The sequence below is a fragment of the Variovorax sp. J31P179 genome (assembly GCF_030316985.1).
GTDB lineage: Bacteria > Pseudomonadota > Gammaproteobacteria > Burkholderiales > Burkholderiaceae_C > Variovorax > Variovorax ginsengisoli_B.
Genome location: NZ_JASZYL010000009.1, coordinates 36,806 through 52,204, shown reverse-complemented (window position 1 = coordinate 52,204; position 15,399 = coordinate 36,806). Strand labels below are relative to the sequence as shown.

The 15,399-nt window shown below is 70.0% G+C and carries 18 protein-coding genes and 1 pseudogene; 13 read left to right on the top strand and 6 right to left on the bottom strand.

Translation table 11 applies throughout. The features are described 5' to 3' along the window. Positions 1-86 precede the first annotated feature (86 nt). Positions 87-677 (top strand): TetR/AcrR family transcriptional regulator, encoded by a 591-nt coding sequence (locus QTI17_RS22675; RefSeq protein ID WP_286535780.1) that lies wholly within the window; start codon positions 87-89, stop codon positions 675-677. Here the strand turns inward: QTI17_RS22675 and QTI17_RS22670 are convergent. Beyond that, positions 658-1,506 (bottom strand): class I SAM-dependent methyltransferase, encoded by an 849-nt coding sequence (locus QTI17_RS22670; protein ID WP_286535779.1) that lies wholly within the window; start codon positions 1,504-1,506, stop codon positions 658-660. The two genes, QTI17_RS22675 and QTI17_RS22670, sit on opposite strands and share 20 nt — an antisense overlap. A gap of 87 nt (positions 1,507-1,593) precedes the next feature. On the opposite strand from QTI17_RS22670, the gene QTI17_RS22665 reads away from it, so the two are divergent. Then, a complete protein-coding gene (locus tag QTI17_RS22665; protein ID WP_286535778.1) occupies positions 1,594-2,964 on the top strand; it encodes a HipA domain-containing protein in 1,371 nt (456 codons plus the stop codon). Positions 2,965-3,101: 137 nt separating this feature from the next. Then, positions 3,102-3,947: a hypothetical protein gene (locus QTI17_RS22660; RefSeq protein WP_286535777.1), complete on the top strand. Its 846-nt coding sequence runs from the start codon at positions 3,102-3,104 to the stop codon at positions 3,945-3,947. A gap of 42 nt (positions 3,948-3,989) precedes the next feature. Here QTI17_RS22660 and QTI17_RS22655 read toward each other — a convergent pair. From QTI17_RS22655 to QTI17_RS22640, 4 genes and pseudogenes are all read right to left on the bottom strand, one after another. Further along, a pseudogene (locus QTI17_RS22655) lies at positions 3,990-4,463 on the bottom strand (thioredoxin family protein); the annotation flags it as partial. A gap of 159 nt (positions 4,464-4,622) precedes the next feature. Then, positions 4,623-4,844, bottom strand: coding sequence for a pentapeptide MXKDX repeat protein (locus QTI17_RS22650; RefSeq protein WP_286535776.1), 222 nt, complete (start codon positions 4,842-4,844; stop codon positions 4,623-4,625). 97 nt (positions 4,845-4,941) lie between these two features. After that, positions 4,942-5,733 (bottom strand): molybdopterin-dependent oxidoreductase, encoded by a 792-nt coding sequence (locus QTI17_RS22645; protein WP_286535774.1) that lies wholly within the window; start codon positions 5,731-5,733, stop codon positions 4,942-4,944. Then, positions 5,730-6,338, bottom strand: coding sequence for a cytochrome b/b6 domain-containing protein (locus QTI17_RS22640; RefSeq protein WP_286535773.1), 609 nt, complete (start codon positions 6,336-6,338; stop codon positions 5,730-5,732). Before QTI17_RS22640 ends, QTI17_RS22645 begins: the two co-directional genes overlap by 4 nt. A gap of 96 nt (positions 6,339-6,434) precedes the next feature. On the opposite strand from QTI17_RS22640, the gene QTI17_RS22635 reads away from it, so the two are divergent. The 9 genes from QTI17_RS22635 (at position 6,435) to QTI17_RS22595 (ending at position 13,844) form a co-directional block, all read left to right on the top strand. After that, positions 6,435-7,160 (top strand): response regulator transcription factor, encoded by a 726-nt coding sequence (locus QTI17_RS22635; RefSeq protein WP_286535772.1) that lies wholly within the window; start codon positions 6,435-6,437, stop codon positions 7,158-7,160. Further along, positions 7,157-8,626 carry a sensor histidine kinase gene (locus QTI17_RS22630; RefSeq protein ID WP_286535771.1) on the top strand — a complete coding sequence of 490 codons (1,470 nt, stop codon included), beginning with the start codon at positions 7,157-7,159 and terminating at the stop codon, positions 8,624-8,626. The genes QTI17_RS22635 and QTI17_RS22630 overlap by 4 nt, the downstream gene beginning before the upstream one ends. A 25-nt stretch (positions 8,627-8,651) precedes the next feature. Next, positions 8,652-9,095, top strand: coding sequence for a DUF1810 domain-containing protein (locus QTI17_RS22625; protein ID WP_286535770.1), 444 nt, complete (start codon positions 8,652-8,654; stop codon positions 9,093-9,095). A gap of 25 nt (positions 9,096-9,120) precedes the next feature. Then, positions 9,121-9,522 carry a hypothetical protein gene (locus QTI17_RS22620; RefSeq protein ID WP_286535769.1) on the top strand — a complete coding sequence of 134 codons (402 nt, stop codon included), beginning with the start codon at positions 9,121-9,123 and terminating at the stop codon, positions 9,520-9,522. Between the two features lie 118 nt (positions 9,523-9,640). Then, complete coding sequence (locus QTI17_RS22615) at positions 9,641-9,901, top strand: hypothetical protein (RefSeq protein WP_286535768.1); 261 nt, start codon at positions 9,641-9,643, stop codon at positions 9,899-9,901. After that, entirely contained in the window at positions 9,898-11,277 is a 1,380-nt protein-coding gene (locus tag QTI17_RS22610) for a TolC family protein (protein WP_286535767.1), read from the top strand. Before QTI17_RS22615 ends, QTI17_RS22610 begins: the two co-directional genes overlap by 4 nt. Before the next feature lie 5 nt (positions 11,278-11,282). Then, a complete protein-coding gene (locus QTI17_RS22605) occupies positions 11,283-12,698 on the top strand; it encodes a multicopper oxidase family protein (RefSeq protein ID WP_286535766.1) in 1,416 nt (471 codons plus the stop codon). A 30-nt stretch (positions 12,699-12,728) separates the two neighbouring features. Further along, a complete protein-coding gene (locus QTI17_RS22600; protein WP_286535765.1) occupies positions 12,729-13,043 on the top strand; it encodes a copper-binding protein in 315 nt (104 codons plus the stop codon). Positions 13,044-13,064: 21 nt separating this feature from the next. Continuing rightward, positions 13,065-13,844 carry an exodeoxyribonuclease III gene (locus tag QTI17_RS22595; protein ID WP_286535763.1) on the top strand — a complete coding sequence of 260 codons (780 nt, stop codon included), beginning with the start codon at positions 13,065-13,067 and terminating at the stop codon, positions 13,842-13,844. 66 nt (positions 13,845-13,910) lie between these two features. On the opposite strand, the gene QTI17_RS22590 is transcribed toward QTI17_RS22595, so the two are convergent. After that, entirely contained in the window at positions 13,911-14,849 is a 939-nt protein-coding gene (locus QTI17_RS22590) for a hypothetical protein (protein WP_286535762.1), read from the bottom strand. A gap of 104 nt (positions 14,850-14,953) precedes the next feature. On the opposite strand from QTI17_RS22590, the gene trxC reads away from it, so the two are divergent. After that, complete coding sequence (trxC, locus tag QTI17_RS22585) at positions 14,954-15,391, top strand: thioredoxin TrxC (protein ID WP_286535761.1); 438 nt, start codon at positions 14,954-14,956, stop codon at positions 15,389-15,391. The last annotated feature ends 8 nt before the right edge of the window (positions 15,392-15,399 follow it).

The window sequence follows — 15,399 nt, the reverse complement described above, 5'->3', positions numbered from 1 at the left end:
TGCGTACCTCTTCAATGCAGTGATTTGATGTAGACCAGTCTATATAATTCTGCATTCGAATCCAGACACCTCAGGGACACACGCGCATGGCTCAGGCGCCCAGACACCGGCAAGCGATCGTCGAGACGGCGGCCCGCCTGTTTCGCCAGCAGGGCTTCGCGGCGACCGGCTTGAACCAGATCGTCGAGGAGAGCGCGGCACCCAAGGGGTCGATCTACCACTACTTTCCCGAAGGCAAGGAGGCCATCGGCGCTGCCGCGGTGGCCTGGGCCGGTGAACGCGTGGTGCACACGCTGGCCGGCCTGGCCAGCGAGAGCGACGGGCCCGGCGAACTGCTGCGCCGCTATGCGGCCCTGCTCGGTGGCTGGATGGCCGAATCGAACTTCAGCGACGGTTGCCCGATCGCGACGACCCTGCTGGAGACCGCGCCGCGCTCGGCTGCGATCCGCGACGCGGGTGCGGTGGCGCTGGCGGCCTGGGCGCGGGTGTTCAGCGATGCGCTGCAAGCCCGGGGCGCCGAGCCGCTGCGCGCGGCCCGACTGGCGGCGCTGGCGGTCGCCTCGATCGAGGGGGCGCTGCTGCAGGCCCGCGTGGCCGAGAGCCGGCAACCGCTGGTCGACGCGGCCGAGGAACTGGCGCTGGCCTTCGAGGCCGCGATCAGGGCTTCACGAACTTGAGCACGAAGTCGTCCTTCGGCTGCGGCGGCTCCGGCGTGTTGCGATCGCGCGGGTCGTTCGGATTGCGCAGGAAGAAGCCTTCATCGGCGAACCTGAAGCCGGCCTGTTCGACCTCGGCACGCAGGAACGATTCCTCGATCCGGTGCAGCGTGCCGGATTCGGAAATGCCGGTGCCGGGTCGGCCGGCATGGTCGGCCAGCACGTAGAGACCGCCGGGCTTCAGCGCCGCGAAGACGGCGCGATTCAGCTGAGCGCGGTCGGCACCCAGGTGGCCGAGGTCGTGGTAGTTGAACATCAGCGTGACGAGGTCGAGGCTGCCCGGCGCGACCTCGGGCGGCACCGGCTGCTCGAACGGCTGGACCACCGCCACGATGTGTCCGCTGCGCAGCCGTTCGGCGCGGCCCGCCAGGCCCGTCGATGGCGGTCGCGGCGCGGCGGCGGCAGCCATCGGCGGCGCGCCGCCTTCGGGCTGGGCCGGCGCCGGGCCGGTCCGGCGCGGCGGGGTCTGCCCATAGACACGCCCCGACGGGCCGGCCGCGCGGGCCAGCAGTTCGGTCGTGTAGCCGCCGGCGGCGCTGATGTCCAGCGCTTGCATGCCCGGCTTGACGCCGATGAACATCAGCATCTCCTGGGGCTTGCGGCGCTGGTCGTTGGTGCGATCGGCTTCGCTGCGCTCCGGGTCGGCCACCAGGGCGGCGACCTGGTCGCGGGTCAAGGTCGGGGCGCGGGTTGCGCAGCCAGCCAGGGTCACGGCGAGCGCGATGGCAGCCGCGGCAGCCAGTGGCCGAACAATGCCCGGAGGGCGGGGCAGGGGCAGGTGGAACGCCATGTCAATGACTCCTCGCAACGCGCGAAACATGCAGTCTGCCACTGCTTCGCCGCGCTAGAATCCCGGTGAAATTCATTGAACTATTCATTGAACAATTCATCGGCATCCAAAGTGCAGGGCGAAGCCGAGCGGGTTGCCCTGCTGCGCAGCGCACTTTCCCAGGGACCGCGGTCATCGGTGGAGCTGCTGGCGATGCTTCAGGCCAGTCAACCGACCTTCTCTCGAACTATTCAGAAGCTGGGGCCCGAGGTCATCCGTTTCCGCGAGCCGGGGGTGCGGACGCCGCGCTACGGCCTGCTTCGCGCGGAGCCGGTCGCCTCGCCGCAACCGATGTTCCGGGTCGATGCGGAGGGCCGGGTCGCCGAGATCGGCTCGGTCAGCTTCTTGCGCGGGGGCGGCACGTGGGTGGACGCGCCTGGCGGGACGAGTTCATTCCATGAGGGTCTTGCCCCGGCGATGGCGTTCGCCGCGCCGTCGGGCTATCCGGGTGCCCGCCTGGCAAAAGCCGTGGCGGCTGCGTTGGGGGTGCCACCCTCGCTGCGGGACTGGTCGGACGATCATCGCGCCAGCTTCCTGTGCCGGCTCGGTGCGGACGTCGGCGGGGCGCTGATCTGGGGCGCCGATTCCTTTGCCTTGCACATGGCGTCGCGCCGGGCCGCGGCCGTGCCGGCGCCGGACATTCAGCGTGTGTATCGCGACCTGGCGACCGGGACCGCACAGACCGGTGCAGGCAGCAGTGCCGGAGGGGAGCAGCCGAAGTTCACCTGCGAGACGGAGGCGCGCGGCCACCTGATCGTGAAGTTCGCGCGCCGTGCGAGCCGCTCGGCCGAGCTGCTCGTTCTGGAGGAACTGGCGCTGCGGTCCTTGTCGAAGGCGGGGATCGCGGCGGCCCGCGCCCACTACCTGGAACTGGATGACTACGGCTACCTGGAAGTCGAGCGTTTCGACCGAGTGGGCCGTTTCGGCCGGCGCGGGTTGATCTCCGCAGGGGCGGTCGACGACGAACTGTTCGGGATGAGGGACAACTGGCCGGCCTTCGCACAGCGATGCGAAGAGGCCCGGATCCTCGATGCCGACGCCGTGCGTTGCGTCCTCGTCCTCGCCGCCTTCTCGGAACTCATCGGCAACGGCGACCGTCACTTCGAAAACTTGTCGCTGCTGACCGATGACCACGATCGGCCGAACGCGCTCGCGCCGGCCTACGACATGCTGCCGATGGTCTATGCGCCGGTGGGCGGCGGCATCGAGCCGGAGCTCCGCCGCGTCGCCCCTTCGTTCCTCGGCTTGGGCGCGAGGACCGACGTCTGGCAGCCGGCGTTCGAGGCCGCCCGCAGCTTCTGGGCCGCGGCGGCCGCCGATCCCAGGCTGTCCGCGCCGATGCGCGCCATCAGCGGCGCCAACGGCATGCATGTGGCCGAGGTGGTCGCCCCGTTGCTGCCCGCCGCGCCGACGCGCTGAACGTCTTTGCGCAGGGTCTTGCGCAATGCCGCCTGGCCTCTATGATCTAGTGGCGCGAAATAGATACTTTTAGATACATCTAAAGTTCGCTTTCCGACCGACTCCCTCCGACAGGCTTCCAGAGGAATGCAAGTCCGATGAGATCCCGCCTGCGATCCTGCACAGCGTCGGCCCTGCTCGGGGCCTGCGCCGCCCAAGCGCTGCCGGGCTGCGCGCTGGTCGTGCGCGGCACGCAGCAGGACATCCAGGTCGACGCGGTGTCCGCCGATGGCAAGGCGCTCGACGGCGTCGAGTGCCGCGCCGGCGACGCCGTGGCGGCGGCACCGGCGGGCATCTCCGCGCCGCGGCTCACGGTCAGGCGCTCGGGTGACGACCTCTCGGTTCGCTGCCTGTCGCAAGGCCGCGTGGTGGCGTCCGCCAAGGTGATCTCGCGTTCCGACATGGGGCTCATCAGCCTGGCCGTGGGTGGCGTGCTCAGCGCGACCATCGACCATCTGTCCGGCGCGGCCTTCGCGTACCCGGGCTGGATCACGCTGGTGGCCGGCGAGGAGCGCAGCTACGACCGCCGGGACAGTGCCGATGGGCCTTCGGGCGGCATCTTCGTCAGCCGGCTCGGTGCTGGTGCGCCTGGTGCGTCCGGTGCCGTGGCCCTGACGGTCGCTCCCGTCATGCAGGGCCCCAACTACTACCGCGCCAACTACAGCGTCACGGCCAGCCAGTTGCTGCGCCCCGGTGCCCGCCGCACCGGCCGCGATACCTACAACGCCGAGAAGCTCGCGCTGGCGATGCAATGCAGCGCGACGCCGCGCGCGGTGCTGATCGAGCGTGGGGCGGGCTTCGAGGTCCATCGGGTGCCGTGCACGGCCAGGGTCGAACTGTCGGTGCGCTGCGAGTTCGGCAACTGCCGGGTGCAGCCCGCCGACTTGCCGCCGGCCGGCGCGATCGCCGGCCTGTCGCCGGATCAACACCTGCCAGGTCCCTGACGCCAGGCGGTCGAAGACCTGCCGGGTGGCGTCCGTCGGATGTCAGCCCGGCTTGCGGTCCCTGGCCGCCTCGTCGAGCAGTTGCCTGATCACCTGTTCCGACTTCGCGTACTCGCCTTCGCCGAAGTGGTGGAAGCGCACGCGCCCCTGCGCGTCGACGAAGTACAGCGCCGGCCAGTAGGTGTTGCCGAACGCCCGCCAGATCGCGAAGTCGTTGTCGATCGCCACCGGGAACTCGATGTCCAGGTCGGCGACGGCCTTCTTCACGTTCGCGATGTTCTTCTCGTAGGCGAACTCGGGCGCATGCACGCTGAGCACCACCAGGCCCTGGTCCTTGTATTTGCGATGCCATTCGCGCACGTGCGGCAATGCGTTGCGGCAGTTGATGCAGCCGAAGGTCCAGAAGTCGACCAGCACCACCTTGCCGCGCAGCCCTTCGGCGCTCAGCGGCGGCGAGTTGAGCCAGTCGACGGCGCCGGCGAGCCGCGGCAGCGTCCCCTCGACCGGCAGTTCGAGCCGCGCCGCGCTGCCGCGCTCCTGCGTCGGCGCGTCGGCAGCGGCGAGCGTCGGTGCGACGCCGGCGAGCAGCGACAAGCCGCCGATGGCGAGAACGCGGCCGACGCGCGAAAAGAGAAAGAGCAGCATGGCAAGGCCTCTGCGACGGCGCGGTGGCGGCTACTTCTTCATCTCGTCCTTGCCCATCGCGTCCTTGGCCATCGAATCCTTGGCCATCGTGTCCTTCTTCATGCCGCCCTTGGCCATGGCGTCCTTGGACATGCTGTCCTTGGCCATCGAATCCTTGGCCATGTCGTCCTTCTTCATCTCGTCGGCGGCGAAGGCCGAGACCGAGCCGATGGCCAGGCAGGTGGCGAGCAGTGTGGCGGAAAGCGTGTTCATGTCAGTGGTCCTTCAAGAGAGTCGTTTGCGAAAAAAAGGCCAGGTTCGGAATGAACACGGCCGCGCGTTCCAGCAGCGCCGGGTCGCCTGAGGCGACTCAGCTGCCGCCGAACCAGTTGTAGCCCTGGTCTTCCCAGTAGCCGCCAGGGTAGGTGTTGGTGACGAAGATGGCCTGGATGTGCTTCGGGTTCTTGTAGCCCAGCTTGGTCGGCATCCGCAGCTTCATCGGGAAGCCGTACTTCGGCGGCAGCGGCTGGCCGTCGTAGCTCAGCGTCAGCAGCGTCTGCGGATGCAGGGCGGTCGGCATGTCGATGCTGGTGTAGTAGTCGTCGGCGCACTTGAAGCCGACGTACCTGGCGCCGGTGTCGGCGCCGACCCGGTGCAGGAAGTCCGCGAAGCGCACGCCGCCCCACTTGCCGATCGCGCTCCAGCCCTCGACGCAGATGTGGCGCGTGACCTGGTCCTCCTGCGGCATCGCGCGCAGCTCGGCCAGCGTCCAGCGCCGCCGATCGGCCACCAGGCCCGTCACCTCGAGCGTGAAGCCTTCTTCCGCGACCGTGCGGACTTCGTCCTCGCCGTAGTAGGCGTTGAAGGGGAAGGGCCGCGTGATCATCGACTCGGGGTAGGTCGGTGCCAGCCGCGACGGATCGAAGATCAGCCCCTGCACCCTGTCGTTGAAGCGCGAGACCGCGCCGAGCGCGGCTTCGACGCTGTCGTTGTCGCTGATGCTGCAGCCGGTCAGAAGCGACAGGCCGCCGAGCGTGAGCGAGCGCTGCAGGAAGGCGCGGCGCGCCGGCTGCGCGACGCGGCGGCCGATCAGCACGCGCGCCTCGGCCAGGGCCGCCTCGGCGTCGATGGTGTCCAGGGCAGGGCGCTTGAAGAGCTTCATGATTCGACTCCGGAACGGCTGCCGAGCATGGCGAGCAGAGAGCGGGGCACCAGCGCGACCATCACCAGGTGCACGGCGACGAAGGCCACCAGCGCCGCCATCGCGAAGAAGTGGATGCGGCGGGCAAATTCGTAGCCGCCGAGCAGATCGCGCAGCAGGCCGAACTGCACCGACTTCCACAGCACCAGCCCGGACAGCACCAGCAGCACGATGTCGAAGATCACGAACAGGTAGGCGAAGCGCTGCACGCTGTTGTAGTGGCGCGGGTCGGCGTGCGAGAGCCGGCCGCGCAGCGCCGCCAGCGCGTCGTGCCAGATGCCGGAGATCGACAGCGGGAAGAACTTGCGCCACAGGCGGCCGCTCGCCAGGTTCAGCGCCAGGTAGACCAGGCCGTTGGCGGCCAGCAGCCACATGGCGGCGAAGTGCCATTGCAGCGCACCGCCGAGCCAGCCGCCGAGCGTCAGCGCGGCGGGGAACTCGAACGGGAACAACGGCGAGGCATCGTAGATCCGCCAGCCGCTGGCCACCATCACCAGCACCGCCAGGGCGTTGAGCCAGTGCGTGATGCGCAGCCACAGCGGATGGATCGGGGTGTCGCGGTTCATGAGGCCGGATTGTTGGGCGCACCCGGTGGCCGTTTCATCACGAAAAGTTCAATTAATCGTGATAACTCGGGCCCCGCGGAAGCGGGAGAATGAGCCATGGATACCGCCAAGCGCGTTCTGATCGTCGAGGACGATGCCCACATCGCAGAGTTGCTGCGCATGCACCTCCACGACGAGGGCTACGCGGTCACGCACGCCGCCGACGGTCACGCCGGCCTGCGCGAACTGGAGCGCGGCAGCTGGGATGCGCTGGTGCTCGACCTGATGCTGCCGGGCATCGACGGCCTGGAAATCTGCCGCCGCGCCCGCGCCATGACGCGCTATACCCCGATCATCATCACCAGCGCGCGCTCGAGCGAGGTCCACCGCATCCTGGGCCTGGAGCTGGGCGCCGACGACTACCTGGCCAAGCCCTTCTCGGTGCTCGAGCTGGTGGCCCGCGTGCGGGCCCTGCTGCGGCGCACCGAGGCCATGGCGCGCAACGCCCGCATCGAATCCGGCCGGCTGGCGCTGGCCGGGATGGGCATCGACCCGATCGCGCGCGAGGTCGAGGTCGACGGCAAACCGATCGAGCTCACGCCGCGCGAATTCGACCTGCTCTATTTCCTTGCCCGCCATCCCGGGCGCGTGTTCTCGCGGCTCGACCTGCTGAACCAGGTGTGGGGCTACCAGCACGACGGCTACGAGCACACGGTCAACACCCACATCAACCGCCTGCGCATGAAGGTCGAGCCCGACCCGGCCGCGCCGCGCCGCATCCTGACCGTCTGGGGGCGCGGCTACAAGCTGGCGGCGGGCGACCTCGAGGAGGCCACAGGATGAGGCTGCGCGGCACGCTCTCGCAGCGCCTGTCGCTGGTGTTCGCCGTGCTGCTGCTGGCCTGCTGCGGGGCTTCGGCCTGGCTTCAGCTGCAGGCCAGCGGACGCCACGAGCAGGAGGTGACGCAGCGCCTGTCGGCTGGCCTGGCGGCCCACATCGCCGCCAGCAACCCGATCCTCGGTGAAAGCGGCGCGCTCGATCGTGCCGAGGTGCACGCGCTGTTCGACAAGCTCATGGCGGTCAACCCCAGTGTCGAGGTCTACCTGCTGGCGCCCGACGGGCGCATCGAGGCCCAGGCGGCGCCGCCGGGCCACCTCAAGCTGGACCGGGTCGACCTGGCGCCGATCCACCGGCTGCTGGGCGGCGCCGACCTGCCGGTGCTGGGCGACGATCCGCGCGCCCAGGGCGTGCGCAAGGTCTTCAGCGCGGCGCCGCTCAAGATCGACGGCCGTGATGCCGGCTACGTGTACGTGGTGCTGTCGGGCGAGGAGCGCGAGGCGCTGGTGGCCAACGTGGCGGCGGGCAGCGTGCTGCGCACCATGCTGTGGTCGATCGCGCTGGTGGCCCTGCTGGGCCTGCTGGCGGGGCTGGCGGCGTTCCACCTCATCACGCGGCCGCTGCGACGGCTGACTTCGGCGGTGCGGCAGTTCGACAGCGAAGGGTCGGCCGCGCTGGAGAGCGGCGTGCCCACGCTGGGCGATGCGGGGCAGGGCGGGGGCGACGAGATCGCGACGCTGCGCGACGCCTTCGCCCAGATGACCCGCCGCATCGCCGGCCAGTGGCGCGAGCTGCGCACGCAGGACCAGCAGCGGCGCGAGCTGTTCGCCAACATCTCGCACGATCTGCGCACGCCGCTGACCTCGCTGCACGGCTACCTCGAGACGCTGCTCATGAAGTCCGACACGCTGGCGCCGGCCGAGCGCCGGCACTACCTCGAGATCGCGCTCGGGCAGAGCCGCAAGGTGGGGCGGCTGGCGCAGGAGCTGTTCGAGCTGGCGCGGCTCGAATACGGCGTCGTCAAGCCCGAGAAGGAGCGCTTCGCGCTGGCCGACCTGGTGCAGGACGTGTTCCAGAAGTTCGAGCTGGCGGCCGAGGCGCGGCGGCAGCGGCTGGTGGCCGACATTCCGCCGGGCCTGCCGGTGGTGACGGCCGACCTGGGGCTGATCGAGCGGGTGCTGACCAACCTGCTCGACAACGCGATCCGCCACACGCCGGAAGGCGGCGAGATCGCCGTGGTCCTGCGCGCCGACGGCGAGGGGGTCGCGGTCGAGGTCAGCGACACCGGCCCGGGCATCCCGGGCGAGCTGCGCCAGAGCCTGTTCACGCGGCCGCTGTTCTCGTCGTCGACCGGTCGCAGCGGCGGGCTCGGGCTGGTCATCGTGCAGCGCATCCTGCAGCTGCACGGCAGCGACATCCGGCTGCAGCAGCGGGCCGAGAAGGGCGCCGTGTTCTGCTTCGCGCTGCGCTGAGGCGGGCCGGTTTCAGGAACGACCCATGCGACCGCCGCTTGACCCCGAAGGCCTGCAGCGCTTCGTCGAAGCCCAGGCGACGGTCTACGACGCCGTGTGCCGCGAGCTGAGGGCAGGGCGCAAGACCAGCCACTGGATGTGGTTCGTCTTTCCCCAGTTGCGCGTGCTGGGGCGCAGCGCCACCGCCCGCTTCTTCGGCCTGGCGGACCTGGCCGAGGCACAGGCCTACGCCGCGCATCCCGTGCTCGGCCCGCGCCTGGTCGAATGCAGCGAGCTCGTGCTCGCCGCCTCGGGCCGCAGCGCGCACGAGATATTCGGCACGCCGGACGATCTCAAGCTGTGTTCCTGCATGACGCTGTTCGAGGTGGCCGCGGCCGCGCCCGTTTTCGCGCGGGTGCTCGAGCGCCTGTATGCCGGCGAGCGGGACGCGCTCACGCTCGCGGAACTCGGGCGCGGCGAGCGCCCCTGAATTCCTTGCCTCTAGAATGCGCCGCATGCACCGGCTGCGCCTGTTCGTCCTCTGGATCGTGATGTTCGCCGTGCCCTTCCAGGGGTACGCGGCGGTCGCCATGGTCCTTTGCGGACCAGGGTCTGCGGGCGCCGTGGCCGCAGTGTCCGCCAAGGCCGCCGGCGCGCATGACCATGCCCGGCACCACGACGGCGACACGCACGAGGCAGTCTCGCATGCCGCCCATGGCAGCACCGACAAGTCCGCCGGCGCGCAGCCCGACGGCTTGCACAAGTGCGGCACCTGCGGTGCCTGCCATGCCTGCGCGCTGATCGCCAGCTTGCCATTGGCGGTCTTTCACGACCTCCCCGCCGCCGCCCTGGCGGAGCCGGCCATCGCGTGGACCGCGGTCGTCCCGCACGTTCTCGACAAACCTCCTCGCGCCTAGGGTGCGTTCGCGCGCCCGTGATCTTCACGGGTCCCGCGCGGACGCTCATGCATCGCCTGCGTCGCGCCCTTTCGAGGGCCGCTTCGACGCGTTCCGTTCATGACCTTGCGAGGACTCCATGCCCCATTCATCGCCGGCCCGTTGGCTGGCTGTTCCCTGGGCCGTCGCGGCGTTGTCCGCCACGGCTCAACCGCTGCCCGTGCCGGCCGACACCGCGCCGACCGCGAACCCGCCGATCCCGACCTACAAGTCCGCCTTCGAGGGCTATCGGCCCTTCGCTGACGAAAAGCCCATTCCCTGGAAGGAGGCCAACGAGACCGTCCGGCGCCGCGGCGGCGGAGCGGCGCCGGCGGCGCCGCCGCCGAAGGACTGGCCATGACGCCAGCGATTCGCTGCACGGCGATGGCCGTCGCGCCGTTCCTGCTCTCGGCTTGCGCGTCGGTCGGGATCGACGACGCGCTGCAGGACGCCAACACCCGGGCCCGGCCGTTTACCGAGGGCCGGCTGGAACTCGGCCGCACGCAGGATCAGCGCGAGCGCCGATCGGCGTTGACGCAGGCGCTGCTGTCCGGGCCGCTGTCGCAGAACGACGCCGTGCAGGTCGCCCTGGCCAACAGCCCCGCCGTGCAGGCGCTGATCGCCGAGCACTGGGCCGCCCTCGCGGCGGCCGACCAGAGCGGCCGGATGCCGAATCCCATCTTCAAGTTCGAGCGGCTGCGCATCGACAGCGAACTCGAGCTGGGGCGCCTGCTGTCCTTCGGTCTGGTCGACCTGATCCTGCTGCCGCAGCGGCTGGAGATCTCGCGCAGCCGGTCGAGCGAGGCCAGGATGCAACTCACGGGCGCCGTGGTCGAGCAGGTCACGCAGGTGCGGCAGGCCTGGGTCCGTGCGGTCGCCGCGCAGCAGGCGCTTCGCTATGCCGAACAGGTCCAGCGCTCGGCCCAGGCCAGTGCCGAGCTGGCGCGCCGGATGCAGCAGGTGGGCAATTTCAGCAAGCTGCAGCGCGCGCGCCAGCAGGTCTTCTATGCCGACGCGACCACCCAGCTGGCCGCCGCGATGCACGCCGCCACCGCGGCGCGCGAGGAACTGGTTCGTGCGCTGGGCCTGGACGACGCCCAGGCGGCCAGGCTGTCGCTGCCCGAGCGACTGCCCGACCTTCCGAAAGCGCCCCGCGATCCCGCGGATGTCGCCGCGACCGCGAACCAGCAGCGTCTCGACGTCCAGCTGGCACGCGCCCGGCTCGAGGTCGCGGCCAAGTCGCAGGGGATCAACCTGCTGTCGACCTTCACCGAGGCCGCCATCGGCGGCCGGCACGACACCGTGTTCGATGACGCCCAGGGCACGCAGAGCACGCGCCGCGGCTGGGAACTCGACATCCGGCTGCCCTTGTTCGACTGGGGCACGGCGCAGCGCGACGGGCTGGACGCGCAGTCGCTGGCAGCGGCCAACCGCTACGACGCCACGGTGCGCGGGGCGTCCTCGCAGCTGCGCGAGAGCTACTCCGGCTACCGCACGGCCTACGACATCGCCAAGCACTATCGCGACGAGGTCGTTCCGCTGCGCCGGGCGATCGCCGACGAGAACCTGCTTCGCTACAACGGGATGCTGATCGGCGTCTTCGAGCTGCTGGCCGAAGCGCGCGACCAGGTCGCGAGTGTGACCGGCGCCATCCAGGCCGAGCAGCAGTTCTGGCTCGCGGACGCCGCCCTGGCCGCCTCGGTCATCGGCAAGCCGACACCCCCTTCGATCCCGTGAACGACATGACCAACAGACGCAACTTCCTGAGCGGCGCCGGTGCCCTCACCGGCGCCGTCGCCGCCGCGAGCGTGAGCAAGGTGGCGATGGCCGCACTGCCCGAACCCGTGCTCCAGACGCGGCCCGACACCATGCCGCCGCTGGCGCCGGCGAGCGGACGCCCCTACGACCCGGTGGTCACGCTCAACGGCTGGACCCTGCCCTGGCGCATGAACAACGGCGTCAAGGAATTCCACCTGGTCGCCGAGCCCGTGGTGCGCGAGATGGCACCGGGCTTCAAGGCCAACCTGTGGGGCTACAACGGCCAGTCGCCCGGGCCCACCATCGAGGTCGTGGAGGGCGACCGGGTGCGGATCTTCGTCACCAACAAGCTGCCCGAGCACACCAGCGTGCATTGGCACGGCCAGCGCCTGCCCAACGGCATGGACGGCGTCACGGGCCTGACGCAGCCGCCGATCCGGCCGGGCAAGACCTTCGTCTACGAGTTCGTCGCCCGCCGCCCGGGCACCTTCATGTACCACCCGCATGCGGACGAGATGGTGCAGATGGCGATGGGGATGATGGGCTTCTGGGTCACCCACCCGAAGGCCGGGCATCCGCTGATCGACAAGGTCGACCGCGACTTCGTGTTTCTGCTCAACGCCTACGACATCGAGCCCGGCAGCGGTACTCCCAAGATCATGACGATGCTGGACTTCAATCTCTGGTCGTGGAACAGCCGGATCTTCCCGGGCATCGACTCGCTCAACGTCCGGCATGGCGACAGCGTGCGCATCCGGGTCGGCAATCTGACGATGACCAATCACCCGATCCACCTGCATGGCCACGAGTTCCAGGTCACGGGCACCGACGGCGGGCCGATCCCGAGGAGCGCCCGCCTGCACGAGGTGACGACCGACGTCGCGGTCGGCCAGATGCGCCAGATCGAGTTCCTGGCCGACGAGGAGGGCGACTGGGCCTTGCACTGCCACAAGAGCCATCACACGATGAACGCCATGGGCCACGACGTGCCGACCCTGATCGGCGTCGACCAGCAGGACATCGCTCGCCAGATCACGGACCTGGTGCCCGACTACATGGCGATGGGCGAGCGCGGCATGGCCGACATGGGCGCCATGGAGATGCCGATCCCCGACAACACCGCGCCCATGATGACCGGCCAGGGCCCCTTCGGTGCGGTCGAGATGGGCGGCATGTTCAGCGTCGTCAAGGTGCGCAAGGGCCAGAAGGCGGGCGACTACACGGACCCCGGCTGGTTCAGGCATCCCCGGGGCACCGTCGCCTACGAACTGGATGGCCCCGTGCCCGAGGCGCCGCGCGCGGGCGGCGCCGGCAAGGGCGCCATGCGGGCGCGGAAGCCGCCCGTCCGCGACATCGAGGTCCAGGTCCGCAAGCCCGGCGGCGGCCATGCGGGCCACTGACGACTTTCCATCTCCATGCCAAGGAATCCAATGACTCACGCACTCCGCAATCTCGCGCTCGCCGCGCTGTTGGCCCTGGCGGCCACCGGCGCCGGCGCAGCCGGCAGCCACGCCGACAACCCGGAGCTCTCCGACGGCGAGATCCGCAAGATCGATCCCGACAGCGCCAAGCTCACGATCAGGCATGGCCCGCTGAAGGACCTGGACATGCCCGGCATGACGATGGTGTTCCAGGTGAGGGACAGCGCGATGCTCGGCAAGGTCCAGGTCGGCGACAAGGTCCGGTTCCGGGCCGAGCGGATCGGCGGCAGACTCACCGTGACCGAGATCGAATCCGTGCACTGATTCAGGTCATGATGGCGGTCCATGAAGATCGCCACCTTCAATGTCAACGGCGTCAACGGCCGCCTGGCGGCGCTGCTCGATTGGCTGGCCGAGTCGAAGCCCGACGTGGCCTGCCTGCAGGAGCTGAAATCGCCGGACGCCAGGTTTCCGGCGGCGGCGATCCGTGCGGCCGGCTACGGCGTGGTCTTCCACGGCCAGCCGGCCTGGAACGGCGTCGCGATCCTGGCGCGCGGGCGCGAGCCGATCGAGACCGGCCGCGGCCTGCCCGGCATGGCCGACGACCCGCAAAGCCGCTACCTCGAGGCCGTGGTCGACGGCGTGCTGATCGGCTGCCTCTACCTGCCCAACGGCAATCCGCAGCCGGGCCCGAAGTTCGACTACAAGCTGGCCTGGTTCGATCGCCTCAATGCCCATGCCGAGGCGCTCTTCGGCTGCGGCCTGCCGGTGGTGCTGGCCGGCGACTACAACGTGGTGCCGACCGATGCCGACATCTACAACCCGGCCTCCTGGCGTGACGACGCGCTGCTGCAGCCCGAAAGCCGGGCGGCTTTCAAGGCGCTGCTCGACCAGGGCTGGACCGATGCGATCCGGGCGCTGCACCCGCAGGAACGCATCTACACCTTCTGGGACTACTGGCGCCAGCGCTGGCCGCGCAACGCGGGCCTGCGCATCGACCACCTGCTGCTGAACGAGGAAGCGGCGCCGCTGCTGCGGGCGGCCGGCGTGGACCGGGAGGTGCGCGGCCGGCCCGGTGCCAGCGACCACGCGCCGGCCTGGGTCGATCTCGCGCTGCCGCGCTGAAGGCGCCGGCGCCGTGGCGGAGTTGCGATGCTTCGCCGCGTCCGAATGGCGCCGATCGGCCGGAGATCAGCGGTAGCCGGTGTCGGTCGCGTTGTGGATGATCCAGACCAGGTTGCCGCCGGAGATGTTGCCCAGGTTGCCGCCGGCGAAGATCAGCCGGCCCTGGCCCTTGTAGGCGAGTTCGATCCGGGTGCGGTCGCCGCCGAAATAGAACGGAATGAAGGCCTTGCCGGTGACGTAGGCGCCCGAGTCGGTCGGCTGGCCCGCGATGTCGGTGACCTGCTTCAGGCTCATGCCGATCTGCAGCTGGGTGAACTTGGAGTTCGGCGCCGGGTTGCCGGTGATCTCGCCCTCGTAGTCGTTCATGCCCTTCACGGTGCGGCCGCTGCCGGCTTCGATCTTGCTCGAATCGATCACATTGCCCTGGGCGTCCATGCCGGGCTTGGCGCTGGCGCCGGCGCGGCCGGCGGGCGCGGCCGCAGGTGCAGCTGCAGCCGCCGCCGGCGCGGCGGCGGGCGCGGCCTTCGGTGCCGGTGCGGCCGCCACGGCCGGTGCCGGGCCGCAGCGATCGAGCTGCAGCAGGGCGCGCTTGGTGTCCGCCGACCAGTCGACGCCGACGATCCGGGACGACACCTGGCCGCCCGCGAAGGACTCGCCCTCGTCGCAACGGAAACGGACCGGATCGGCCGGCCGCACCGCGAAGTCGTCGCCGGCGCCCTTGACCTTGGCGATGCGCGCGCTCAGGTCCTTGCCGACCAGGGCCTTGTCGAGCTTGGCCTCGTCGCCGCGCGCGCCGCGAACCATCTTCAGCACCTGTTCGTAGGTGGTCTTGCCGGTGCTCGGCACCTCGGGCTTGGTCGGAGCGGGCGCCGGGGCGGCGGCGACGGGCTCGGGCTTGGCCGCGGCGGCGGGCTCGGCCTGGTTCTTGGACTGTCCGGCGCAACCGGCCAGGACGGAGAGGGCAGCCAGAACGGCCAGGGCGGTCGAAGAGGTTCTCAAGATCACGAAATAAGACTCCTGTAACTAAGTGTTCATTATTTCAGGTCTTGCAGCTGCCGGACCGTGCCCCCAGCTGCCTTCCATCCGCCCCGCCCACCGATGGAGATTCCATGACCGACAAGCTGCACATCGTCTGCCCGCACTGCCACACCACGAACCGCGTGCAGACGGCGCAGCTGGCCAGCGCGCCAGACTGCGGCCATTGCCACCAGCCGCTGTTCGCCGGCCGATCGACCGCCCTGGACGAGGCCGCCTTCGATCGCCACATCGCGCGCAACGAGATTCCGGTGCTGGTCGACTTCTGGGCCCCCTGGTGCGGCCCGTGCCGCCAGATGGCGCCGGGTTTCGAGCAGGCGGCGGCACGGCTGGAACCTCGGGTGCGGCTTGCCAAGGTCGATACGGAGGCGGTTCCGGCCCTGGGCGCGCGATTCGGCATCCGCAGCATTCCGACCTTGGCGCTGTTCAAGGGCGGGCGCGAGGTGGCACGCCAAGCCGGGGCCATGGGCGCGGCCGACATCGTTCGCTGGGCCGAGGCGCACAGCGGCTGAGCGGGCGG